Source organism: Shewanella glacialipiscicola (genome assembly GCF_023283485.1).
In the GTDB taxonomy this organism is placed as follows: Bacteria; Pseudomonadota; Gammaproteobacteria; order Enterobacterales; family Shewanellaceae; genus Shewanella; species Shewanella glacialipiscicola.
In genome coordinates this window covers 151,855-176,719 of the sequence record NZ_JAKILU010000006.1, presented here as the reverse complement: position 1 = coordinate 176,719, position 24,865 = coordinate 151,855, and the positions used below count along the sequence as shown (strand labels likewise).

The following is a 24,865-nucleotide window of genomic DNA, read 5'->3' as shown; positions in this document are numbered from 1 at the left end:
GGTAAAAAGTTACACAAAAAGTATCGGCAATAGTGTGACCGCATTATCAGAATAGGGCTTATGTGTAATAAAATTACAAAAAATATGATCTATTACGATAACTTTGATTTAAAATTATCAATATTGGATAATTGGAGATAATGCGAATTTGTGGTTTAGCCTAAAAATCTCATTTTTCAGTTATCTGCGGTTAAGATACTATATACACCCTGAAGTTTACTTTGCTGAAAATAGCGTGATGCGCATATAAGGATTGCAACTTGGAGTTAACACTTTACGTTAAGTTTTTTCTTGGCTTGGTAGCCATTATCAATCCCGTTGGTTTATTGCCGGTATTTGTGAGTTTAACCAGCCATCAAACTGAAGCAGAGCGCAATCAAACCGGAAAAGTCGCTAACTTTGCGGTAGTGGTTATCCTGTTAGTTACGATTGTGGCTGGGCAACATATTTTGAATATGTTCAGCATTTCGTTATCAGCCTTTAGGATTGCCGGCGGTAGCCTGATTGCCATTATTGCTATGTCGATGTTGCAAGGTAAATTAGGTGAGGTTAAGCGTAACCAAGAAGAAGACCGCGAGTCTTCAGCGATGGAGTCTGTAGCTGTAGTCCCATTAGCTTTGCCATTAATGGCAGGGCCTGGCGCAATTAGTTCGGTGATCGTGTTTGCGGCGGAACATAATTCATTATCAAATATCATTGCCATGTGTATTACAGTGATTGTGTTTGGTTTAGTGAGCTTTGGTCTGTTTAGAATGGCATCTATAATCTATAAAATCCTTGGTAAAACCGGGATTAACGTGATTACGCGTTTAATGGGATTGCTTATGTTATCTATCGGTATCGAAGTCATTGCCGCGGGTATTAAAGGGCTTTTTCCACAATTATTTAGCTAAATCAACGCAATTAAGCAAACCCTAAAACGGGTTTGCTTTTTATTATTACGACTAAATTTATCGTAACGCCGTTGCCTTAACATAACGGTGTCATCATTTTCCTCACAGATTAACTCCGTCTAAATAGCCTCTATGCACTTGTTTTACTTAGGTCTACTAGCGGCTCATGTATTTTAGATTTAACTTAGATTAAATTAACGCAAGCACATGTTTTTAGGCTATTTAATTTTAACTAAAACAGTATGTATGGGTCGTTCTCAATCCGATCCTATGCTATACATTATTAGGCTCTTATTATGTTCAAATGTGTAATAAAAGGAATAACGCGATGAAATGGCAATGGATTGGTAATCTTAGCTTAAAACAAAAGTTACTCATGGTTGTACTGCCCCCGCTATTGGCGTGTTTTCTTTACGGCGCACTCTTTTTAGTCCAAAAATATGAATACCGTCAGGATTTAAAGCAAGTTGTACAGTTAAGTGAGCTTGCTGTCACAAATAGCAATTTAGTGCATGAAATACAAAAAGAACGCGGTATGAGTGCGGGTTTTATTAGCTCAGGCGGCAAAACTTTTGCAGATAAAATACCCGGTCAAAGAAAAATGACCGACACACAACTTAAGTTGTATCAGTCATTTATTACTGAAAATACTTTACCTGCAGTGTTTGCACCTAAAGTCAGGGAACTCAATACCTTATTGGGGAAACTTACGGTAATTCGCTCGCAAGTTGATAATTTATCGATCAATATTGCCGATGAGGTCGCTTATTATACCGAGGTTAATAACCGTTTATTAGCCATTGTTGATGAAACGGCAAAAACCGGTGCTAACCAAGAAATTGCAATCAAAGCAGCTGCCTTTAGTGCCTATTTACAGATGAAAGAACGGGCAGGGCTTGAGCGCGCAGTGCTTAGTTCCACCTTTGGTCAAGCAGGATTTAGACCTAAGATATATGCAAAGTTTATTACATTAGTCTCAGAGCAAAATAGTTATCTCGAGCGTTTTGAAGCCTTAGCGACTCCGGAGCTGGTTCAAGCCGTGGCGCGTATTCAAGCCTCTCAAGTCGTACAAGATGTAGAAGCACTGCGTGAGACTGCATTAGCCCAAGACAACCAAAAAATTCAGCAACAAAGCCCTGAAGATTGGTTTACAAAATCTACACTGCGCATTGATAGCTTGCGAGATTTTGAGCAACAAGTCTCAACCGATTTAATCAACACCACTCAGACTCGACTTTCAGCAGCAAACCAAGAAATGTTTTTTGTATTAGCCACCTTAATAGGAGTGCTAATCGTAGTGTTGGTATTAAGTTTGTCTGTGATACGTTACTTACACGATAGCGTGCATCATTTATTTTCTACGGTTACCCATGCACGTAAAAACTACGACCTTAGTGTGCGCTTAGAACAAACGAGCACTGATGAGTTTGGTGAGCTGGCCATCGCTTTTAATGGCATGATGAATGACTTTGAAGGCGTTATCTTACAGGTACGAGCGAGTAGCGCTAAATTACAACAAGCTGTTGAGCAAATGGACTCTTGTACCCATGCAATGGAGCAAGATGTCATGGCGGGCCACAGTGAGGCGGAGCAAGTGGCATCTGCAATGACTGAAATGAGCGCAACGGTCGCTGAGATTGCCAGTAATGCAGTGCAAGCCGCCGAAGCCTCAACAGCAGCGAATGATGATGCGAAAGCCGGCAATATGGGGGTCGATAGAACGGGTAAAGCGATTAAAGCCTTAGCAAATGATATCAATAGCGCATCTCAAGCGATTAATGATCTTGATCGAGAAATCCACGGCATTGTGGTGGTGTTAGATGTGATAACCAGTATTGCAGAACAAACTAACCTACTTGCGCTTAACGCCGCGATTGAAGCTGCCAGAGCAGGAGAAATGGGTCGTGGTTTTGCCGTGGTCGCCGATGAAGTAAGAAATTTAGCGCAACGCTCGCAAACTTCAACGGCCGACATTAAAAATATGACCGACAGATTAAAATCAGGTGCGAGTATTGCCGTAAAAGCAATGCAACAAGGGCTTGAACAGACCTATACCAGCGTAAAAGAAGGCGAGCAGGCAAGCCTTGAGCTTAAACGTATTGTTGAACAGGTAGACATTATTGACCGTATGAATGAACAAATTGCCACTGCGACACATGAGCAATCTGCCGTATCTGAGGATGTTAACCGTAATGCGTTAAAAATTAGTGAAATTTACCTCAATACCCAACGCATTTCTGATGAGCTTAGGGATCTCACCAAAGCACTGACATTTGATGCCAATCTGATGTCTAAAGAAGTGAATAAGTTTACGGTGAATTAATCGATTAAAGAATCAATTTGTTGGCGGTTTGCTTAGCAATTGTGCAACCGCCTGAAATTGAGTCTTTTTTACTTGACCCTTATTAGGCTTTTGCGTACAGTACCGCTCCGTTAACGTGTAAGTATTTCGGCAATACTGAATTATATCGTAAACGAATTTTTACGTGAAAGATTAACCACGAAAACATAAATCGACAATATGGTGAGGTGTCCGAGTGGCCGAAGGAGCACGCCTGGAAAGTGTGTATACGGTAACGTATCGAGGGTTCGACTCCCTCTCTCACCGCCAAATTAAAGCAAAGGGAATCAGTATCTTACTGATTCCCTTTGTTGCTTTGGGACCATTTTGGGACCATTTCAGCGTTTTCCTGTCCGCTTGTGTCCGCATTAAAGCCCATCATTTCAGATATTCTGCTAGCCATGCGTTGCGAGTCTTTTGGTATCCATTTGCCATAGTGTTTCTTGATCATCGTAGTATCACTATGACCAAGCTGACGGGCTACCCATTCAAGCGGTACGTAGTTAGAAAGTAGCTGACTTGCAAAGGTGTGACGACATTGGTTAGGTCCACGGTGGCGTAACTTGGCGCGTTTTAAAATGCCAGTAAACCAGCGACGAACCGAATGGTCATACCAAGGTTGTCCACTCTTACCATTGAAAAAACTAAGCGAATACTTGCTTGCGAGTTGAGCGGTTATGTCTAAGTCAGATTCATTAAAGCCCGATAAATATCGGGCTTTATGTGGTCTATCGCTGCATGATGAGCAAAGCTTCTAGCAGATTATTTTTTAATCCATTTGCCGTTTGAATCTTGCACATAATTACCTTTATCTGTGGCTGCTATGGCTTTTTCGCCAGCGAGTTTAGCAACGTCGGTAGGGGAGAGTTTGTTCTTTTTGGCGATGGTTTCGTAGTGGGCACGGCGCTTGTTATTGACATCGTCCATCACAGCTTTGGCTTCGGGATTGGCTTGAACTAACCCTAAATAGCCGTTGGGCTGCTCGCCTAGATAACCTTGTGACTTAGCGTCTTGAAGTGACATGGCAAAGGCGCTGAGGCTTAAGAAGCTGAGGGTAAATAGCAATAGTAGTTTCGATTTCATAATATATTCCTCAATTCTTATTTAATTAGAAAAGCTTATCGTCAGACAGTAGTTGGTCGAGCTCTTTATCAACTTTGATTCTTATCTCATGCTCAATTTTGACATTAAGATTGATAACAATCGGTTTATCTGGCGGTTCTATTTTTACTGTGGGTGCGCAGCCCTGTAATGCGACAAGTGCGACCAATACGGCCAGAACACTTCTGGCACCTATATTAACTTGCTGTAATTGAATTATCTTCACTGAGGTTTCCTTGTTACTTCACGGATTTTTCGATTCTATCTTGCAAATCATTACCAATTTGGAGGCTTTTGAATAATTGCAGCATGTTCTCTTCATGGGAGTAATTCAAGTGAATAGGGCGTTCAACCCCTTGGCTACGGCCTTTCACTTCGACGAGTAGCTTGGCATCCCATGCTGGGTTCATGTCAAAGCTACTTGATAATTGACTGTATTGTAAGTGTTCCATTGTTGAAAATACAAAATCAAGATACTGCTGGGATTGGCGCATCTGTTCAACCGAAGGGTTACCCGAGATAGCAATCAAGCCACCGGGTGCTCGTGCGGCTAATTGCCCACCGGTAATGGATACTTTGCCGTCGACTAAATCTACCGGTAATACGCCATCAAATATACCGTCAGCATAAATACCTGTTTGCGGTTGAATGCGTAAAACCTCTTCCAGACTCATGCCCTGCAGTAGCAGGTAGGCATGGGATTTATCCTGTAATTTAAGACTAAACTCTGGTAGCAAAAACTGGCCGCTCAACACTTTGCCTTTGGCCGTCATGGATACATCGGTATCACTTAATCCTGTGAGTTGCTGTATCCAATTGTCAGGTAGTTTTGCGGCATCTTTGCTCAGTGCAATATCGGCTGCCACTTCGATATCGGTGAGCGGAAAGCCAGGATTGAATAGGTTAAAGGTCATCAGCGTTTGTGGGCAGTTGAGTTTACTTAAACTGCTCACATTGCCTTTATCTTGAAAGTTTTTATGCGCTTCTTGTTTACGGGAAAGCCCCCAAGTGAATTCACATTGCGCCTGCAGTTTTCCACCTTCAAAAATAATGTCTTTATAAAAACCATTAAGCTCGGTCATTGATTGGGTAATTTGCATGGCAAATTGCGCCTGATCGCGCAGTTGGGTTAAGGTAAACTGTGCCTGTAATTGGTTATTGCCAGTGACATTGAGATCTGATGGCACTGGCTGGGTTTGATTAAGCAGCGCAAGGGCTTCAGTCATGCTGGTGTCAACGACCCATTGGCCTGTTAATGTTAACGGTTTAGTGGTGGTGGCGAAGCTCAGTTTATGTTGGCTTTGCAGTTTAACTGTGCCAACTTGCCAATGCTCATTACCCAATAAGGTATTATTTTTCCACTCTAAGGTTTGTGTCAGTGCTGATTTATCCAGCTTGAGCAAGGTTTCTTGGCGGCTTCGGCCTTTACTGCTAAGCAGTTTATCAATATTAAGCTGATTGATTTGCCATTCAATTTTATTGCTCCACGGCAACGCTAATAGGTCATTGATTGGCGTTTCGGTATGCGATAAATCAAAGGACATGCCCCGTTGCGATGTGATAGAAAACGCTGCTGCACTGATATCACTGCGACTCGTGACGGTATCGGCTGAGTTTATTGTTGATGCTGATTGTGTCGTTTGCGAAAAATTCAGTTGCGTGAGGGTTAATGCTAATGGCGGTAAGGCCATTTTAAATCTGCTCGCATTTGCGTTAGTCGAGCCTGTGTTTGACCTTGCATTTAACGTTACATTAGGTGCTGAACTTGCACCTTTATTTTGCTGCGCAGATTGCGTTTGAAAACTCAGTTGAAACTGATCTAGGGCATCGAGGCTGATATTGCCAAGGCTTAATTCGGTACTTTTGGTGGCTAGTTTTTTAGCCTGACTATTAAGTTTGAGCCCTTCTAACGCTAATTGAATAGTGGGTTGCTGACTTGCAACATTGGATTTGATTGGGTTAATTGGCGCAGTCATAAATTGCCAATCGGTAAAATTGAGTGAGCGCGTAAAACTAAACTGCCCGCTACTGCTTAATTTACCACTATTCCAGCCTAAATCCTGCGACGCAGTTAGCCAGAGGTCTGTTAACTTTAGCGGAAATGATTGATCAGCATTAACGTGCCAATCTGTTTTGAATTGTAATGCAGTAGCAGAATGTTCGATTTCCAGATTATCGAGGTCGAGCTGAGTGGTAATTTTACTGCCTAAGGTTTTTAGCTGCACATGGGGCAACTGGATACGGGTGGATTGCGTTAACGGAGAAGGCTGTGCCTGCTGCGGGCGAGTCAGCGGATAATGCAGGGGCTCAGTTAATGTCAGCGCTATTCCCATTGGCGCTTCGGTAGTTTTTAGCCCTGAGAGTAACGTTAATACTCGCTGCGATGTCGGCGTTGATGTTTGAGATACGGGCTTAGAAACCGGCTCGTCGAGTAGCTGCATTAATTGCTGCTGTTGTTCACTGTTTGGACTCAGTGCCAAGCTAAAGGGCTCAAGGATTAAATCCAGTTCGGTGAAATGCCCCGCAATGCTAAATTCAACCGTAGGCTTAAATTCAAGTCCGGATGTAGGCGTAAGCTGCAGCGCGGCTAATTGATTCAACGTGACTTTTGGGTTATCTAATCTATGTTGGCTCGCCAGTTCACCTGAAATTAACCCAAGGCGGCTATGGGAAACGAGCAGTCCTTGTAAATCGATGGCTAACGCTTGCCACTGTTGATCCAGTTCACTTAACTGACTCAGCACACTGTCTTTATGTTGTCTCAGGCTTATCTGATGCAAACTAGTTAATAGGGGGGCCAATGCGATTTTGCTCTCTAGCTGCCATTCTCGGGCGGTAAGCTGTGCGTTAAGTTGCGCGATACTTTCGCCAGCATGGCTAAATTCACTATTAACTTCCCCCGCACTGTTTAAGCTCAGTTTGTCCATAACGAGGTGATAGGCAGGTAAGTCGTTTTGCACTTTCAGGATAAAGTGAGTTTTACCAATATCGATTAAAGGTAATGATTTAATATCTAGGGCAAATGCAGGGCCTTGTTCATCAATGGCACTGCGATTGCGTAAAAACAACGATTCCCCTAACTCGACCTCAATGTCACCGGTGGTGATTTTTGTGATTTTTTGAGTGAGATAAGATAGTTGACTGTACTGTTTAAGCTCGGCAAAACTCTGCGGCCAATCGAGTTTTAGCTGGATATTTAGATTGTTAAGCGTGATATTGCTGTCATGCACCCTAAGAGTGGCAGACGTAATGCGCCACTGTTCTAACTGACTGTTTCCCAATTGAATATCAATCAGCTCGCTGTCCATGCCACTGAGTGCATAGTTAGCTGCCTGCATGATCAGCTTTTCAGTTTGAGTATTGATAATCCAAATAATGCACGCTGCGCCAAACAATATACCGCTTAAACTGGTGACCAATAGGGCTTTTTTGAAAGGAAATGTACCACGACCTTGGCCCGACTTTTCCCCCGTGACGCCACCCGCATCGGCGGGTATTACACTCGCCTCATTTTGTTGCGCCCGATGGTTGGCGGCGCTTTGAGAGCTTGGCTTGTGGGGTTTGGGCTTGTTGGGGATTGGCATGAGCTTTGACTTTATCCTTATCAACAGAGCACGTTATTAATATTGCAGCATGGCTCATTTTCTATGTATTTAAGTATATGTATTAAGAACATATTGTTAAGCCGTTGCACGCACTAAGATAGGCAGTTTAACACTCAAAGCGTTAGCTGACTAATGTGAAATCAGCATTCGATAGACAAGAACCTGTGGTTAATAGTTGAGGATTTACAGGCTCTTGTAGCTAATATTTTATTTGGGCTAGCTAATTTGTCGGTTAGCTAAAAATCTGGGCGGCGATAACGGCAATACCACAAAGTGTGGCGAGGATTAAGGCAAGCTTGCCACCCGCAACGCGGTAACCTGTCGGCATATTGGCCATATCTCGCCTTTGGCGTTGTGTCCACACCATAGTGACAGGTAAGAAAATGGCGAGGATCACCAGCGCAATTGCCGCATAACCAAGCGCTGTAATAAAGCCTTGTGGATAGAAGAGGGCAAAACCTAAGGGCGGTAAAAAGGTGATCGCCACAGTCAAGCTGCGGCCAGAAAAATTATCCTTTCGCCTTAAGGTGGAAGCCATAAAATCGAATAAACCTAAACTTACCCCTAAAAACGAGGTTGCCAAGGCTAAGTCGGCAAATAGACTAATCGCGCTGCTGAGATATTTGCTGTGCAGCACGCTTGCCAGTTGGTTGATAAAACTCGATAAACTCTGGTTTTCAAGCAATTGACTTTGGCTCAATACGCCTTGGCTTCCCAGTTGCCACAAAAGATAAATCACCAGAGGTAAGGCCGAGCCTAACAGCATGATTCTACGCAGGGCTTTGACCTCTACGCCCAAGTAACGCACGACAGAAGGGATAGAGCCATGAAAACCAAATGAGGTAAAAATCACCGGAATAGCCGAGATAATTAAACCTTGGTTGAGGGGTAATTCGAGCAAGTGCGGGCTTTCGACCTGCGGTAGCAATAAAGCGAGCATCAGTAATAATGCTAATAATTTAAGGGCAAAAAGACCGCGGTTGATAAGGTCCACACAATGGGTGCCCATACCCACAATCGCCCCAATCAGCAGGGTAAACAGTATGGCGCCCGATTGTGTTGGTAGGCTTAACCCTAGCCAAAAGCTCAATTTTTGGTTTACTTGCTCACCGCCGCCAGCAATGTAGGCGGCGCAAAGGGCGTACAGCAAAAACATCAAGGCGCTATTGGCGATCAACTGACCCTTACGACCCAGTAGATGTTGTGCTAAGTGATTAAGGCTGGCGTCACTGGGCGCGAATTGATGGATTTCCACCATTAACAGCGCGGTGTAGGCCATTAGCGCCCACAGGATCAACATGATGGCTGAAGAAGTACCAAAACCAAGTCCCGCCGATGCGATAGGTAAAGCCAGCATACCCGCGCCAATTGTGGTGCCTGCGATAAGCAGTAAACTGCCGAGTATTTTATTCTGTGTCATAACGAGATCTCAAAAAATAGCTGTAAAAAAGGAGATAAAGAGGTGATCCCAAAATAGCTGGCTTACACAGTCTGACGCGATTTAACGTTTAATGACTTAACGTTTAATGACTTAACGTTTAATGACTTAACGTTTAATGATTTAGCATTTAATCAGTAAATCATGTCACTATTTCATTTTGAAATAACAGTGGCGCTCAGCGGATCCGAACGGATATGGCCACAATGGAAGGTCAGGCGAGGAAGCCTATCTATGCCATTGCGGCTACAGATAGAGATAATAGAATAGTGAGAAACACATAAAACTTGCCTTAGCCTGTGTTGAGTAAAATGGTTGAGTAAACATGAATAACCACAGTACGAGTATTTTTGGTGCCGGTAATATAAACATTCGGCACTAGTCGCTTGGTTAATTGAGTCTTGAATATGAGAGCCTAGAGTAGCAGAGTGCTGTTTTAACAGCTGCATTATCTTAACACCGCAATATCCTGACGTCGGTTACGATAGGGACTCTAGCTGTACTTGTCAACCATTACGACAGTATTTTGATGGTTTTTTATCATCACGTTATCGTCGGGATCCCTTTCATTTTGTTGCGATAACGCAGGTGAAGGGTTGGCAAAAAGTAAAGTGCCGCAGACTTGAGTGAAATCTGCGGCATGGGTTATCAGTTAAACGAGTAAACCTGATACTGATGAGTTAACCTGTTCATTTGTTGCGGTATTAATTTAGCTCAATCTTACTGAGTATCCTAGATTAATATCAATTAGCTTTAGCATCAGTCATTTACGTTGTAGCGCCTTTTCATGTCTTGCTAGTAAGTTGGCCGTGATATCACTAAGGCTTAAGTTTTGATCTTCGAGTAATACTAGCAAGTGATAGATAAGATCAGAGGCTTCATTCACCAACTCTTCTTTATCATGGGTTGCGGCGGCAAGGGCGGTTTCAAGGCCTTCTTCGCCGACTTTTTGGGCAATACGCTTAGTGCCACTTTTAAATAAAGAAGCCGTGTAGCTAGAATCGGCGCTTTGCCCTTTGCGTGAGGTAATTAAGCTCGCCAGATTATTCAAAAAGGGGTGCGCATTGTCATCTAACCAGCAACTTTCTGTGCCTTTGTGGCAAGTTGGGCCGTTGGGGATCACTTGCACCAAAAGGCTGTCGTTATCGCAATCTTTATCAATAGCGACCAACTTTAACGTGTTACCTGAGGTTTCGCCCTTGGTCCATAAGCGCTGTTTTGAGCGGCTGAAAAAGGTCACATCACCTGTCTCTAAGGTTTTTTTCAGTGCCGCTTTATCCATATAGCCGAGCATTAATACCTTGCCCGATAAGTGATTTTGGATAACGGCAGGAATTAGTCCATCCTGTTTGTCCCAATCCAGCTCATTAACTTGAACAGGGCTAAAATCCGACTTAGTGTTTGTTTGCGTTGACATAATATTCACTCTTAATCTATTTGTAGAACTTAGAATCGCTCTAGCGTCTAATCGCGATCCCTTCGGCTGCTAAGTAGGCCTTTAACTCACCAATGTTGATAATTGCCTTGTGGAATACGCTCGCAGCCAGCGCCGCATCGACCTTGGCCTCAATAAACACATCACGAAAATGCGCCATAGTGCCAGCACCGCCAGAGGCAATCAAAGGCACATCGCAGATAGCACGAACAAGACTTAACTGCTTGATATCATAGCCGCCGCGCACGCCGTCTTGGTTCATCACATTGAGCACGATTTCACCGCAACCTCGTTGTTGTACTTCTTCAACCCAGTCTTGGGTAAACCATTGGGTATCCTTAGTCGCCGCTTCATCACCGGTAAATTGCTTTACCTTATAGCTGTTGCTGGTGGCATCGAAAAAGGAGTCGATACCAATCACAATACACTGGCGGCCGAACTCATCTTGCAGGCGTGAGATCAAACTCGGATCGGTTAAGGCTGGCGAGTTGATTGAAATCTTATCCGCCCCAAAGGCCAATAATTCACGGGCTTGGCTAATGGTTTTAATGCCACCTGCTACGCAGAAGGGAATATCAATTTGCTCAGCCACGCGGCTCACCCAAGATTTATCGACTACGCGATCATGGGCGCTGGCGGTAATGTCATAAAACACCAGTTCATCGGCGCCTTCTTCGGCATATCGCGCAGCTAAAGGCACGATATCGCCAACAATTTCGTGGTTACGAAACTGCACGCCTTTTACAACTTTACCGTCTTTTACATCTAAACAAGGGACTAGTCGTTTGGCCAGCATTGGATTGCCTCCGCCACATTAAACTGATTGATAAGCAAGGCTTTGCCAATGATGATGCCCGCGGCGCCGCTATCACGCACGGCGGCAACATCCTCAAGAGTGGCAATACCACCAGAGGCTTGCCAAGCGATATCGGGATAGCTAGCGGCAATTTCTTGATAAAGCGCGGTATTTGCGCCCGTTAGCGTGCCATCACGGCTAATATCAGTCACCAACGCATGCTTTAAGCCGACAGCGCTAAAGGTATCTACGAGGGATTCTAAACTTTTACCGCCACCACTTTGCCAGCCGGATACCGCGACAATTTTCTCGCCGCTTTGGTTGATATTGACATCGAGTGCCAGGCAAATTGCTTCGCTACCGTATTTAATAAACCATTCTTTAACTAATTCAGGCTCTTTTACCGCGAGAGAGCCAATCACCACGCGTTTTACGCCGATAGCTAATAATTCAGTGACTTGTTGCTGCGTGCGAATACCGCCGCCGACTTGAATGTTGGCGTTAAGTCCCGTAACGAGTTCACTGATAAGACGAATTTGACGTTTAGCAGGATCTTTCGCGCCCGTTAAATCAACTATATGAAGCCATTTAGCACCTTGGGCCTCGTAGGATTGCAGCTGTGCCAAAGGGCTTAAATTAAAGGTGGTCTGCTGGGCGTAATCACCCTGATAGAGGCGCACGACATTGCCATCAATTAAATCAATCGCAGGGATGATCATAAGTGTACCTCTCTGACAAGTTTTGGTATGAAATCGCCATTAGTGCTGACTTTTTTATTAAGTATTTTATTCATCAGTTACTCTTTTTTATGTCAGTAGAGTCGCTCACAGCATCCTTTTTCGATGCGTTCAGCAGCACTTCGTCCATCTGTAAAAAGTTACGCAGAATTTGCGCGCCCACGGCGGCACTTTTCTCGGGGTGGAATTGTACGCCCATAAAATTGTCTTTGCCGATGGCGGCGCTAAAGGCTTCACCATAGGTACATTCGGCTAAGGTAAATTCGCTCAACGGCGCGCGGTAACTGTGGACGAAATACACATAGCTGCCATCTTCAATACCCGCAAACAGCGGGTGAACGTTAGGGCTGTTGGAGACGTTAAGTTGATTCCAGCCCATGTGCGGCAAAGGTAAGCTTTCAGCTTTAAGTAACTGCGTATCCAGCTCGCAAATATCGGTAGGGATTATGCCTAAGCACTGACAATCTTGACCTTTTCCGCCACGTTCCTTAGAAATCGCCGCCAGCATTTGCATACCAAGGCACACGCCCAGTACGGGTTGAGTTAAGCCTTGAATCAATTCCACTAAGCCTTTTTCATGCAAGGACGCCATAGCAGCGCCCGCGGTGCCAACGCCCGGCAATACCACACGTTTTGCCGCTTTTATTTTAGTTTTGTCATCGGTGACCAACACCTTCGCGCCTAAACGCTCAAAGGCGAAACGTACTGAGTTTAAATTGGCGCAGCCCGTATCTATGATAACGGTTTCAGCGACGTCGCTTATCACTGTATCGGCACTGTTATTTGTAAGATCAGTATCTTGTAGCTCATTAGCGCTTAGTTGAGCTAGTTTAGATTGTTGCGAGTCTTGTTGCATCCTAACCTCTTAAACGATTTATGCTGACGCAGCCTTAAAGCACGCCTTTACTCGATGGCAGAATATCACCCTCGACTTTAACCGCTTGGCGCAGTGCGCGGCCGAGCACTTTAAACAGAGCTTCAACCTTGTGGTGATCGTTATCGCCCTGCGTCGACACATGCAGTGTACAGCGCAGGCCATCGGCAAAGGAGCGAAAGAAGTGCGGCACCATCTCTGTGGCCATTTCACCGACGTGCTCACGCTCAAAATCGGCTGAGAACTTGATAAAAGGACGGCCAGAAATATCCAGTAAACATTCGCCCTTGGCTTCGTCCATCGGCAGACTAAAGCCGAATCGGGCAATGCCGCGTTTATCACCTAGCGCTTGGCGCAGGGCATCACCTATGGCCAGCGCGGTATCTTCGACGCTGTGGTGATCGTCGATTTCTAAGTCGCCATCGACTTTCACATCCATTCTAAAATTACCGTGGGTAGATATTTGATCGAGCATGTGGTCGAAAAAGCCAATGCCAGTATCGATTTTACCTTTAACTGTACTGTCCAGATCTACTGTCACGCGAATATCGGTTTCCTTCGTCGTGCGTACTACCGTCGCGGTGCGGCCTTTATTCAGCAGTGCATCGGCGATGGCGTTCCAGCCTAAAGTGTCGCGTTGATATTTCAGGCTTTTAATGCCCATGGCATTGCCCAGTTCGACATCGGTTTCACGATCGCCAATCACTGCCGATTGGGTGAAATCGATACAACCTTGAGTTAAATATTCTTTGACCAACCCAAGTTTTGGCTTGCGGCAGCTGCAATTTTCATCATTAAAGTGTGGGCAAATCACCACATCTTCAAAGTTAACGCCTTGGCTTTTGAGAATTTGCATCATCATATTATGCGGCGCGTCGAAATCTTCCTGTGGGAAAGACGACGTTCCAAGGCCATCTTGATTACTGACCATGACGAAGCGAAACCCCGCATTTTGTAGACGCAGCAGCGCGGGTATCACCTGTGGCTCAAACACTAATTTAGTCAGGCTATCGATCTGTTTATCGGTGACAGGCTCTTCAATTAAGGTGCCATCACGATCGATAAATAAGATTTTTTGTGTAACGTTTGGGATAAATATAGGGTTCATTCTGCTACCTTTAAATTTGATTCAATTTGTTTAAATAAAATTTTATTATTTATTTTTAATCAGTAAGTTGAGATTCAAATAAATTCACTATAAAATCAGTTTCTGCCTTTGAACTAAAGCTAAAGCGAATAGCCTTGGCAAGCCTTGGGTCTTTGTAGGCACGGGCGACAACGCCGCTGCCCTGCAGCAAAGCCGCGACCTTGGCGACATCATCAAATTCAGCCAGCACATAATTGCCATTAGGCTTAAGTACGCGGGCGCGGGAATCGGCGCCGCCGAGCTTTTCACCACAGAATTGGTCACAATAGGCGCTGATCGCCGCTGTGAGTCTGGCGCCTTGCTTATTTAATTCGGTAACTTGTTCTTTCATCCGTGCAACGCCAGTGCTTGATAGCGCCTGCGTGGCGACCTCACTCACGGGCAGCGGCACTGGGTAAGGGGCAATCACGCGCATAATGATTTCGATCACAGCCTCGTTTGCCAACATAAAACCACAGCGTGCGCCGGCGAGTGCAAAGGCTTTTGACAGGGTGCGCAGTACCACTAGATTGGGATAACTTGCTAGCAAATTCGCCACGCTGTATTCGGGGCAAAACTCAATGTAGGCTTCGTCAATCACTACCAGCGCGTCTGGCAGGGCTTTGATTGCTTGCTCAATAATGGCTTTTTCAATCACAGTGCCGGTCGGGTTATTAGGATTGCAGATAAACACCAGTTTTGCGCCGCGCACCTCATCAACATAACTTGTCGGTAAGCCATACTCAACGCTGAGATTTAGCGCTTTAACACCCACGTTAAAGGTGCTGGCGCTGATGGTATACATGCCATAGGTCGGGCCAAAACAGGCAATGCTATCAACGCCCGGAATACAAAAAGCGCGAATTAACAGCTCAATGGCTTCATCGGCTCCGCGACTCGCGACAATTTTTTGCGCGCTTACGCCACTGTATTCGCTGTAGGCCTTGATAAGCTCGGGCGGCTGGCATTCTGGGTAACGATTCAGTTTGGACAAATCAAGTGTTGCCGTATCAACATTATTAAACGGCGATTCGTTGGCGTTGATCCAAATATCCCCTTGACCGCCTAATCTACGGGCACTTTGGTAGGGCGTTAAGTCCAGTAACTCAGGGCGCGCTAAGCGCTCGGCTAAGGTTAACGGTGATGCTAATGCTGTGGGTTCTGCTGTCTTTTCCATGCTGCTTACTTGGCTCATTTTATTCACTCACATCTTATTAAGCGGATCATTTTTCTAGGCTAGCTAAACGAATGGCGACGGCATTTTTATGCGCATTGAGCAATTCGTTACTGGCTAACGTCATGACCGCTTGCCCAAGCCCGATTAAACCCTTGGCACTGAGCTCTTGCACAGTAAAGCGGCGGCTGAAATCGGCTAGAGATAGACTCGATACTGCGCGGCTATAACCGTAGGTCGGCAACACGTGGTTGGTACCACTGGCATAATCGCCGACAGATTCCGGCGTATAAGCGCCTAAAAAGACTGAACCCGCAGCGCGAATTTTTTTTAGCACCTCGCGTGGAAAGCGCGTTTGAATGATCAAGTGCTCAGGCCCATATTGGTTAGATACCTGCGCAGCTTGCAGCATATTATCGACGATAAAAGTGCGACTGCTGAGCAGGGCGCTAGCGGCGATATCACAACGCGGCAGGGCGGCCAGCTGCCTTGTCAGCGCCTCATTTACGCCTGCGGCGATAGCTTGCGAGTCTGTCACTAAAATCACTTGTGAATCAGGGCCGTGCTCCGCTTGCGAGAGTAAATCGGCGGCAATAAACTCACAATTTGCGTCACTATCGGCAATCACTAACACCTCAGAAGGCCCTGCGGGCATGTCGATAGACACAGTGCAGCGACCATCTTGAGATACCAGACGTTTAGCCTCTGTTACATAACGATTACCTGGGCCAAAAATTTTATCGACTGCAGGAATGGTTTCTGTGCCAAAGGCCAGCGCTGCAATTGCCTGCGCGCCGCCGACTTGATAGATTTCTGCAATGCCACAGGCATTGGCGGCATAAATAATGGCATCGTTGATGGGCGGTGGGCTGACTAACACCCTTTGCTCGCAACCGGCAATTTTGGCGGGCAGGGCGAGCATCATCACGGTAGAGATTAACGGCGCACTGCCACCTGGAATGTATAAGCCCACTTTTTCTATCGGTTCGCTACGTAGCTCGCAGCGCACTCCCGCCTCGGTTTCCATATCAATCGGGCTAAATTGCTGGGCGCTGTGAAACGCATCAATATTCGCCATCGCTTTGGCGATGGCCGCTTTTAGCTCCGGTGACACCCGTACACAAGCTGCGGCGATTTCGCTTTCGCCCATGCGCAGTTCGCCCACTTTTGCGCTATTAAAGCCATCAAACTTTTGATTAAACTCTGCAATGGCGGCATCACCGCGGCTTGCTACTGCATCGAGAATGGCGCGAACGCTTTGCTCTAAGCCACTATCACCAATTAAGGGTGAACGTTTGAGGGCATCTTTCTGTTCGGCGATTGATAATGTTGACCAAGTTAGGATATCCATACATTACCCCATCATTTTTTCGATTGGCATCACCAGAATCGAACTGGCACCGAGTGCAGTTAGCTGTTCCATCGTGTCCCAGAACAAATCTTCGGTACTGACGGCGTGAATAGCAACGCGGTTAGTGTCATCGTTTAATGGCAATACGGTAGGGTTTTCGGCGCCGGGCAGTAGGGCGACGATTTGAGCTAAGGTTTCGGTTGGCGCGTGCAATAAAATGTACTTACTTTCACGGGCACGAATAACGCCATTCACGCGGGATAAAATTTTATCGATTAATGCTTGTTTGGCTGGCGTTTGGGTTTGAGTTGATTGAATGATGCAGGCCATAGAGCGGTAAATAACTTCGGTTTCGTATAAACCATTGGCTTCTAAGGTGGCGCCACTAGAGACTAAATCACAAATACCATCGGCAAGACCAGCACGCGGCGCGACTTCAACCGAGCCTTTTAATAAACAGTCGCGATAAGTTATGCTTTTTTCTTGCATAAAACGGCGCAGCAAGTTGGGGTATGAGGTAGCGATGCGCAATCCCTCTAAAGATGACGGGTCTTTGTAGCTGAACTCTTTTGGTACGGCGAGTGACAGGCGACATGAACCAAAATCTAATTGACGCAGTTTGAGGCAATCTGCCGGTTTATTCAGTGTTTGACGCTCGATTTGTTCTTCTTCGAGTACGTTCTCACCAATAATCCCCATGTCAACCACACCGTCCATCACCAATCCTGGGATATCGTCATCACGAACGCGCAGTAAATCGATAGGCATATTGTCAGAGTGAGCGATAAGTCTTTGTTCATTAATGGTAAATTTAACACCGCAGCTTTTTAGTAGTTGTTGCGATTCGGTTGAAAGACGACCAGATTTCTGGATGGCAATACGTAAACGGGTTGATTCAGTCATAGTGTTATCTCGCTCAAAAGTATCAAAATTAGAAGATTCAAAAGTGTGCTGTTTAATCGGTTTAATACGCCTTGCCATTCAATGGCTCTCGCTAATAAATCTAGCCAAGTGTTCTAGCTAACGTATTGATAATTTATTAAATATCTAAAATTACCTATTTAAAATAAAATCAAAATTAAAACCCAAATTAACGCCTAAATGCAAAAAACCCCCGGAATTCCTTCCAGGGGTTTATGATCATCTTGAATCAGTCCGCCAGAAGGATATAGTCCTCCGGCAGTGAGCGTCCGAAGGCTACCGCATATGGTGGTGATGGTGGATAGCGTTCAGTAATCGGCTCATATCATTGTCTCTGTATTGGCTAGATGTTTAATTCTGTATTTACGGACGTCTATCCGTTTAAGTGGATTTAAACTAACCGCTTTTATCAGCCTTTGCAACAGCCAATTTGAATTAAATGAGAATATTTATGCGTTTCTGTGAAAAGGCAGATGATTATCGCTGGGCAAAGAAGTCGAGCATGCTTGTTGGGGGATGTTGCAAGTGGATAGAAACTTGAGTTGTGAGTTATTAGGTCTTTATTGATATCCAACTCACACAAGCTTGCCATGGTATTAGCTCGTCGACTCGGTGAATAGAAACCTAGGGTTTCTGAGCTTATGAACGGCGAACTGGCAGTTAAACAGGGATGTTGTTCAAGTCCGCCCCGTCTGATGTGAAGGGGTTCACAAATACTGCGATTGAATGAATGTCAAAAAACGTCCATGAGGCGACGGTCGTCTCGCTAATCACCATGGCTCACCTTTCGAGCATTAGTGTTGTCTGTAGCTGTAAATGACTAGAGCTAACATTAACAATTACTGTATTTATTATTTCAATTAGTTATGTGGTCAATATTTTTAAAATTAGTTGTAGGTGTCTTAGAAAAGCTGATTTGTTTAAGGCTGAAAAACACTGAGCAAACTTTTGGACACAACCTTGTTAGATAATTAACTTTTATTAGCTAGATTCGGATTAACTATTTTATTGTCTGCAAACTAATCTACTCTCATTAATGGTTCGGCATAACTAGTCGCAATGATGCGTAAATGACACGTGCTTGGGCGTGTATCAGTCTGGGCTAGAGTGATTCACTGGCACTATTTGGTGGTGAAGTGTGCAATAAATGAGAACATAATATTTCTTATCAAGTGGACAAATTAAAATTGCCACTACAAGAGAGCTATCCTACAATGCGAAGATGGTTGAGGATTAGCCTACTTCGCCAAAAAACGTGTCCCTACGGGATAAAAATACACTGTATATTCCTTGGTACTTCCTGTCTCAACAAAGGGCAGTGTGATAGTGAAATATCCTTTTTCGTCAGCAAAGTTCGTATCCATTGCGACTAATTCACCGCAGAGTATATTGGGATTAGAAATCAACCCACTACCCTTTATTAAATCTAAATTGAAATCAGTCATGTAAGGCACCTCAATACTTTTCTCTTGATAAAAATCGTAAAAAGCTTTTTGTGTTAATTCCGAATATGTACATACCAATAAGCCATGTTGATTTTTCGCTAAACTTGGATAATGTTTTTTCTCCAAAAAATTAACAGATGTCTTTTTACTAATGCGATACTGCTCTAGTATAATATGCTGTGTATCTAGCTCAATTCCTTTTTTTAACGAGGTAATAAATACCTCGATTCTTGCATTATCAAAATGCTCTAAGTCTTGTGGTTTTCGAGGCGAATTATACATCTCTGATATGCTAAACTTGACTTGTACGCCGTTATCAAAGGTAAGTACTGGACTGGTAATTGGGGAATAATAGCCCGTATTAATCGGCCCTAAATACTCTTCGGTATCAACTTTCGTTAAACCATAGGAAGTATGGGGGCTATAAACGTAATAGGCACAACCCTGCAATAAACTTATTGCTAATATCAGCCCTACGCGAATGTATAGCATTAGCGTTTCCTCTCAAAATTGGTTAAGTAATAGTGATAATTACCAATCCCAAGCGCATAATATTGACCTGCTACCGCTGGTGTTATTGTACCTGCTAAGACGCCCAAATTTTCTATCTGCCAATTTGCCATTCTATAGTTCATATTGCAGTGGCCAACTGAATTTAGCCACTGCTTTAAATAATAAATGCTAGGGCGTATTGACGTTTCGAGATTAAATTTTTTTTCACTCTGGCAAGCTCGTGATCACGAAACGAGGAGTGACGTGTAGTTATTCTACTCAAATGACGAGTGACACAGAGCAAGAGCTTACCAGACGAACCCTTCGGGCAGCGTTTGGCAGGCATTTCTGCTGAGTTATCGCCCGTTTATGTAGAATAACTACACTGCACGGGCTTTGTCTTGCATAAAAGCCAGCCAAATCGCTGCAAAAATAACCCTGAAACGTAAGGCCTAGACTGTGAGTCAGGCTAGGCAAGTCTGATTTACTGTAACAATCTATAAAATCACTTATGGCAGGTTTTACCTTTTGATATCCATTACTTTTAGTATCTCAAATTATCAGGCAACAAAGTTCTATTCTTCGAGCTGAGGCACTCTTTGAGGCAAAAGCTGTTTAGGGCGGATTTGTGAATTAAGGACTTGGTTAAGATTGGCATTGTTGCGACAGTGACCGTTGGCGCAATGGCCGCTTTTTCACATCTGACCCATAGGGATATGGGAAATGTCACTATGATGTCGGGAACATCATTGATGATGTGAACGCGGCATTTACACTTCCGTGTGCTGCAGATGTCGCCATCGAGCCTATAGGGATACTTTTTTAAAATGAAAGAGCGGCGTGTCACTGGGGAAATAATGACAATTAATGCAGCACAACTGACGACAATGTTATCTCGCTTTGGGCGCTTTGTGTCAAAACTAACATACCCACAAACGGGCTTAGTGCCGACGCTCGTATGGCGCGAGGGAAAGAACTCGTGAAATTATCCTTGCTAACTTGTAGTCTTATCTTAAATCAGCATAATGCTTCGAGCCGTTAAGCTTAACACTACAGTTTACGGCAGTGGTTTGCGTTACTAACCATTGTTTGTGCTTATAAAGTATCACTATGCACTCGCTCAGTAATTTATTATGTGGACTTGCTGTACTGTTTTCACTGACGTTCCTAACACCTTGATAAAGGATTTATTTTCCCTTTGACTCGCTCCCGCCAACCGACATCAAAGCCTGCTGTCTCCAAAGAGAAAGCCGCTAAACCTGTTGCCTCAAAAGGCGCTGGCGCGGTGAGTCGACTTGCGGGCGAAGTGCAACGTGCATTTTTGCCAGATGGAGTTTTGTCTAAGTATATTCAAGGGTTTAGTGCCAGAGCAAGCCAAATGCAGATGGCGCAGGAGGTGAGTGAGGCGATAGCAGTAAAAGGCAATGTGGTGATAGAAGCGGGGACAGGCGTAGGTAAAACCTTTGCGTATTTGATCCCCGCGATATTGAGTGGTAAGCAAGTTATTGTCAGTACGGGCAGTAAAAATCTGCAAGAGCAGTTGTTTTTTAAAGATTTACCCGCGCTGGTCACCATGTTAGGAATTGAGCCCAAATTGGCGCTGTTAAAGGGGCGTAATAATTATCTGTGCCAGTGGCGGCTCGATAAGCAAATGAGCGAGGCGACGCATATCGAGGCGCGCTTGTTGGATGATTTACTAAAAATTAATCAATGGGCGAGCACCTGTAAAGATGGTGATATTGGTGGCTTGACCTCAGTGCCTGAAAACTCATCGGCGCTGCCGCTAGTGGTCAGCACCAAGGAAACTTGTATTGGTAAGCGCTGCGATTTTTATGATGTCTGCTTTACCCGTAAGGCGCGCAGCCGGGCTATGGATGCCAAAATCATTGTGGTTAACCATCATTTATTTTTTGCTGATAGCGTTTTGAAAGATACTGGCTTTGCTGAGTTATTACCCGATGCTGATGTGGTCATTTTCGATGAAGCGCATTTATTACCCGATATTTGTGTTAACTATTTTGGCCAGCAATGTTCGAGTCGCACTATCGATGATTTTATTCAAAAGTTACTGGTGATTTATCAAACTGAACTAAGTGATACCGGACAACTTGATCAATTTTGCCAGCGCTGTCTTGTTAAATTAAGTGATTGGCATAATCAGTTATATGCCAATGGTGAATCTGATTGGCGTTTAGTGTTGGGTAATAAAGCGCTCGCAAGTGCATCATGGGATTTATTAGCGGAATTAACCGCGCTACAAAAATTATTAATGGCCCATATTGGACGCAGTGAATTATTAGACGATGTTGCCATTAAATTAGCGGAGCTGAACAATAAGCTCAGTGTGTTTTTTAACTGCGATAATAATCAGGCGGCCTACAGTATAGAATTTGGTAGCCGCTTTTTAGTGCTGCGAATTTCCCCTATTAATATTGCCCGTGAGTGCCAGCAGCTATTTATGCCCGATACCTGCTGGATATTTACCTCGGCAACTTTGCAGGTTAACCGTAGTCTTGCCCATTTTGCGAGGGAGATGGGCATTGTCGATTCAAAGCAAAGCATTCTCGACAGTCCCTTCGATTATCCCCGCCAAGCGGTATTTTGTGTGCCGCGGCAACTGGGTAGTGTGACCAATCAACAGCAAGCATTAAAACAGTTGGTGGATGTGTGCGTGCAAGCGATTGATGCGGCGCAGGGTCGTACTTTTATTTTATTTACCAGCCATAAAATGCTCGAACAAACGGCGCTGGCACTGCGAACGCGCACTCAGTATCCACTGCTAGTACAAGGTCAAGCGGGAAAACAAAGCCTGCTGACTAAGTTTCGCCAACTCGGCAATGCGGTGTTGCTCGGCACCAGTAGCTTTTGGGAAGGGGTAGATATGCGCGGCAAGCTACTGAGCTGCGTGATTATTGATAAGCTGCCTTTTGTATCGCCCGATGAGCCTTTGTATCGTGCCAGAGCCGATAATGTGAGTCGTCAGGGACTCGATCCTTTTACTGAGGTGTCCTTGCCGCAGGCCATTATTTCGCTTAAACAAGGGGTTGGGCGGCTTATTCGTGATGAGAAAGATCGCGGTGTGCTGATCCTTTGCGATAATCGCATTGTGAATCGCTATTACGGCCAAGCCTTTTTAAATTCCTTGCCGCCGATGGCGCGCACCCGTGACTTAGATAAAGCGCTGACTTTCTTGAGAGGGATATTTTGAGGGTTAATGAGATATTTACTGGTTATATATCAATAACATTAAAGCGTAGATGAAACTTGCCACTTACAATCAGTAGGTGGCAAGTCCCGTTGAAATTAGGCTAAACAGCATTTAGCCTAATGACGTTCTTCAACATAAATTTTTATAATGATAGTCAATTAATGGCAGTCTTTACAGGAATCCGCAGGCGCTTTTTCTTCGTGGGCGATATGGCAAGTCGTACATTCTACTACGCCATCATGCTTAGCATGAGCTTCCCCTGTGAGGGTTTTCATTTCACCATGGCATGAAATACATTGCTGATTTTCAAACGCTAAATCTGCAGAAGGCGCCTTATCCTTGTGGCAAGATTCACAATCAGCCCTTTCAGAATGGCTATCGGCAAGTGATGCCGCCATTATATTCGTCGACAAGCACAGTGCAGCGACTAGCATCATCTTTTTAAACATATCATTTTCCTTCTTTTATTTTTAGGTTAAATCATCATTCTCAAACCGGCATATCGGCATATCACTTATTGCATTATGTGAGTATGTTATTGATGTACATTTCTATTTAAGGTTAAAGATGTATTTTATAAAGCCTTTATTGCACAGTTTTAATATATCGCTCATTATCATTACTATGCGATTTATGGCTTTTATGGTGAAATATAAAAATATAGATTTTACTTTTAAGGTCGTTTAGGGTTAGGCCGCCTTACGTTGGTATAATAAGTTTTTAAAGTGGTAAAATATTGATCATTATCAAAAGTGACTGAGTTAATATTTTTTTAGTTAAAAACTATGATTAAGGTTATATCGCAGGGTTTATTATCTTAATGAGTTAATCTTTTTTCTATAATTCTATTTATGCAAATACTGACTTGGTCATATAAATGATGAAAAATGACTTTATTGTTTATTCAAGATGGTAATTCTATGAGTTTTGTCGTCGCTTTTACGTTTTTAGCGGTAAGGTCACTCCCTTAACCTATAGCTCTGAAGTAAGGGCGTTCGCTAGGGCAAAAAATGACCGATACCAGATGGGTTCTGCCGAGATTATTTACTGGGAGTAAACATAAAGTGCTGAGTTTTTTTACCCTAAATAAAACATTAAGCTTAATGACTAAAGTGAGTCGCGTACAAACTGCAATAAACGATTATTTGCTGGCATCGCGATATCATGCTGAAGTGTTAATTTTTGCTCACTAGCGAGCTGACAAATCCATTCTATATCGCGAATACCGCTGGCGGGGTCGCGCTGTTTTAAAAAACCATCAAATTGACGATTGCTGTCACTGCTAAACTCACCTTGATAGTTAAACGGGCCGTAGATGCACAGGGTGTTAAGTTGAGGTAGATATAGTCCAAGGCCGCTAAAAAACGCTTCTACCATGTTTTTGCTCATAATATGCAAAGTATTGGCGCTGAAAACGGCGTCAATCTCGGGTGTTAAGCCGCCCACCGGCCATGGCGCGGTAACATCAAGGATAATGGGTAAAGCTAGATTTGCCGCTACATCGGATAGCTTGCCTTCTTGCGTGCACCTTGCGCTAATGACCTCAATATATTCTGCTTGATCGCTGGTTTGCCAGATTAAATGGGGCAGATTGGCGGCAAAATACACCGCATGTTGGCCCGTGCCACTGCCGATTTCGAGTACATGCTGGTTGAGTGAGAATGCCTGTGTTAATACCGCTAAAATCGGCGCTTTGTTGTTTTCGCACGCTTGTGAAAACGGCAGTTGGGCAAGTGGCTGGGCAATTGGCATTAGTGGCATAATGGACTCTAGGTTGCTGAGATTAAAAGAGGGTAACGCCGTATAAGCCTATCTTAAACCAGCAAAAAGCATAAGGCATAAAAGATAAAATGAGCCACGCCTTAATCTTCGCTGCCGCGATTTCAGAAGCTTCCATCTCAAGCTCCTCCATTTCAGGTTCTTCAAGC

At 44.3% G+C, this 24,865-nt stretch carries 19 protein-coding genes and 1 tRNA gene; 4 read left to right on the top strand and 16 right to left on the bottom strand.

The features are described 5' to 3' along the window. Positions 1 to 260: 260 nt before the first annotated feature. The 3 genes from L2717_RS07535 (at position 261) to L2717_RS07525 (ending at position 3,504) form a co-directional block, all read left to right on the top strand. On the top strand, positions 261 to 893 hold the full coding sequence (locus tag L2717_RS07535) for a YchE family NAAT transporter (RefSeq protein ID WP_220732820.1): 633 nt from the start codon (positions 261 to 263) through the stop codon (positions 891 to 893). Positions 894 to 1,221: 328 nt separating this feature from the next. After that, positions 1,222 to 3,216, top strand: a complete 1,995-nt coding sequence (locus L2717_RS07530; RefSeq protein WP_220773443.1) for a methyl-accepting chemotaxis protein — start codon at positions 1,222 to 1,224, stop codon at positions 3,214 to 3,216. Positions 3,217 to 3,416: 200 nt separating this feature from the next. Further along, positions 3,417 to 3,504 (top strand) — tRNA-Ser (locus L2717_RS07525). 25 nt (positions 3,505 to 3,529) lie between these two features. On the opposite strand, the gene L2717_RS07520 is transcribed toward L2717_RS07525, so the two are convergent. The 14 genes from L2717_RS07520 to L2717_RS07455 form a co-directional block, all read right to left on the bottom strand. Beyond that, positions 3,530 to 3,913, bottom strand: a complete 384-nt coding sequence (locus tag L2717_RS07520; RefSeq protein ID WP_246611756.1) for a tyrosine-type recombinase/integrase — start codon at positions 3,911 to 3,913, stop codon at positions 3,530 to 3,532. Positions 3,914 to 3,996: 83 nt separating this feature from the next. After that, a complete protein-coding gene (locus tag L2717_RS07515) occupies positions 3,997 to 4,317 on the bottom strand; it encodes a YdbL family probable chaperone protein (protein WP_283106041.1) in 321 nt (106 codons plus the stop codon). A 25-nt stretch (positions 4,318 to 4,342) separates the two neighbouring features. Continuing rightward, complete coding sequence (locus L2717_RS07510) at positions 4,343 to 4,561, bottom strand: YnbE family lipoprotein (RefSeq protein WP_220773444.1); 219 nt, start codon at positions 4,559 to 4,561, stop codon at positions 4,343 to 4,345. Positions 4,562 to 4,574: 13 nt separating this feature from the next. Continuing rightward, on the bottom strand, positions 4,575 to 7,919 hold the full coding sequence (locus L2717_RS07505; RefSeq protein WP_220773445.1) for an intermembrane phospholipid transport YdbH family protein: 3,345 nt from the start codon (positions 7,917 to 7,919) through the stop codon (positions 4,575 to 4,577). 253 nt (positions 7,920 to 8,172) lie between these two features. Then, the gene (locus L2717_RS07500; RefSeq protein ID WP_220773446.1) at positions 8,173 to 9,360 is read right to left on the bottom strand and encodes an aromatic amino acid transport family protein; all 1,188 of its coding nucleotides are present in this window, start codon (positions 9,358 to 9,360) and stop codon (positions 8,173 to 8,175) included. 781 nt (positions 9,361 to 10,141) lie between these two features. Further along, entirely contained in the window at positions 10,142 to 10,795 is a 654-nt protein-coding gene (gene hisIE / locus L2717_RS07495) for a bifunctional phosphoribosyl-AMP cyclohydrolase/phosphoribosyl-ATP diphosphatase HisIE (RefSeq protein WP_220773447.1), read from the bottom strand. Positions 10,796 to 10,835: 40 nt separating this feature from the next. Beyond that, positions 10,836 to 11,609, bottom strand: a complete 774-nt coding sequence (gene hisF, locus L2717_RS07490; RefSeq protein WP_220773448.1) for an imidazole glycerol phosphate synthase subunit HisF — start codon at positions 11,607 to 11,609, stop codon at positions 10,836 to 10,838. Further along, on the bottom strand, positions 11,591 to 12,328 hold the full coding sequence (gene hisA / locus L2717_RS07485; protein WP_220773449.1) for a 1-(5-phosphoribosyl)-5-[(5-phosphoribosylamino)methylideneamino]imidazole-4-carboxamide isomerase: 738 nt from the start codon (positions 12,326 to 12,328) through the stop codon (positions 11,591 to 11,593). The genes hisF and hisA overlap by 19 nt, the downstream gene beginning before the upstream one ends. Positions 12,329 to 12,401: 73 nt before the next feature. Further along, positions 12,402 to 13,202, bottom strand: coding sequence for an imidazole glycerol phosphate synthase subunit HisH (hisH, locus tag L2717_RS07480; RefSeq protein WP_220775142.1), 801 nt, complete (start codon positions 13,200 to 13,202; stop codon positions 12,402 to 12,404). A gap of 34 nt (positions 13,203 to 13,236) precedes the next feature. After that, complete coding sequence (gene hisB / locus L2717_RS07475) at positions 13,237 to 14,328, bottom strand: bifunctional histidinol-phosphatase/imidazoleglycerol-phosphate dehydratase HisB (RefSeq protein WP_248938018.1); 1,092 nt, start codon at positions 14,326 to 14,328, stop codon at positions 13,237 to 13,239. A 55-nt stretch (positions 14,329 to 14,383) separates the two neighbouring features. Continuing rightward, positions 14,384 to 15,541: a histidinol-phosphate transaminase gene (gene hisC / locus L2717_RS07470; protein WP_248938017.1), complete on the bottom strand. Its 1,158-nt coding sequence runs from the start codon at positions 15,539 to 15,541 to the stop codon at positions 14,384 to 14,386. 28 nt (positions 15,542 to 15,569) lie between these two features. Continuing rightward, on the bottom strand, positions 15,570 to 16,871 hold the full coding sequence (gene hisD, locus L2717_RS07465; RefSeq protein ID WP_220774660.1) for a histidinol dehydrogenase: 1,302 nt from the start codon (positions 16,869 to 16,871) through the stop codon (positions 15,570 to 15,572). A gap of 3 nt (positions 16,872 to 16,874) precedes the next feature. Further along, on the bottom strand, positions 16,875 to 17,774 hold the full coding sequence (gene hisG / locus L2717_RS07460) for an ATP phosphoribosyltransferase (protein ID WP_076502215.1): 900 nt from the start codon (positions 17,772 to 17,774) through the stop codon (positions 16,875 to 16,877). Positions 17,775 to 19,030: 1,256 nt separating this feature from the next. Further along, entirely contained in the window at positions 19,031 to 19,729 is a 699-nt protein-coding gene (locus tag L2717_RS07455) for a hypothetical protein (protein ID WP_220774661.1), read from the bottom strand. Positions 19,730 to 20,927: 1,198 nt separating this feature from the next. Between L2717_RS07455 and yoaA the strand changes: the two genes are divergently transcribed. Continuing rightward, positions 20,928 to 22,937 (top strand): DNA repair helicase YoaA, encoded by a 2,010-nt coding sequence (gene yoaA, locus L2717_RS07450; protein WP_220774662.1) that lies wholly within the window; start codon positions 20,928 to 20,930, stop codon positions 22,935 to 22,937. A gap of 158 nt (positions 22,938 to 23,095) precedes the next feature. Here the strand turns inward: yoaA and L2717_RS07445 are convergent, their stop codons facing one another. Both L2717_RS07445 and L2717_RS07440 read right to left on the bottom strand, forming a co-directional pair. Beyond that, a complete protein-coding gene (locus L2717_RS07445) occupies positions 23,096 to 23,386 on the bottom strand; it encodes a cytochrome c3 family protein (protein ID WP_076500281.1) in 291 nt (96 codons plus the stop codon). A 658-nt stretch (positions 23,387 to 24,044) separates the two neighbouring features. Continuing rightward, positions 24,045 to 24,698, bottom strand: a complete 654-nt coding sequence (locus L2717_RS07440) for a DUF938 domain-containing protein (protein WP_220774541.1) — start codon at positions 24,696 to 24,698, stop codon at positions 24,045 to 24,047. Positions 24,699 to 24,865: the final 167 nt, after the last annotated feature.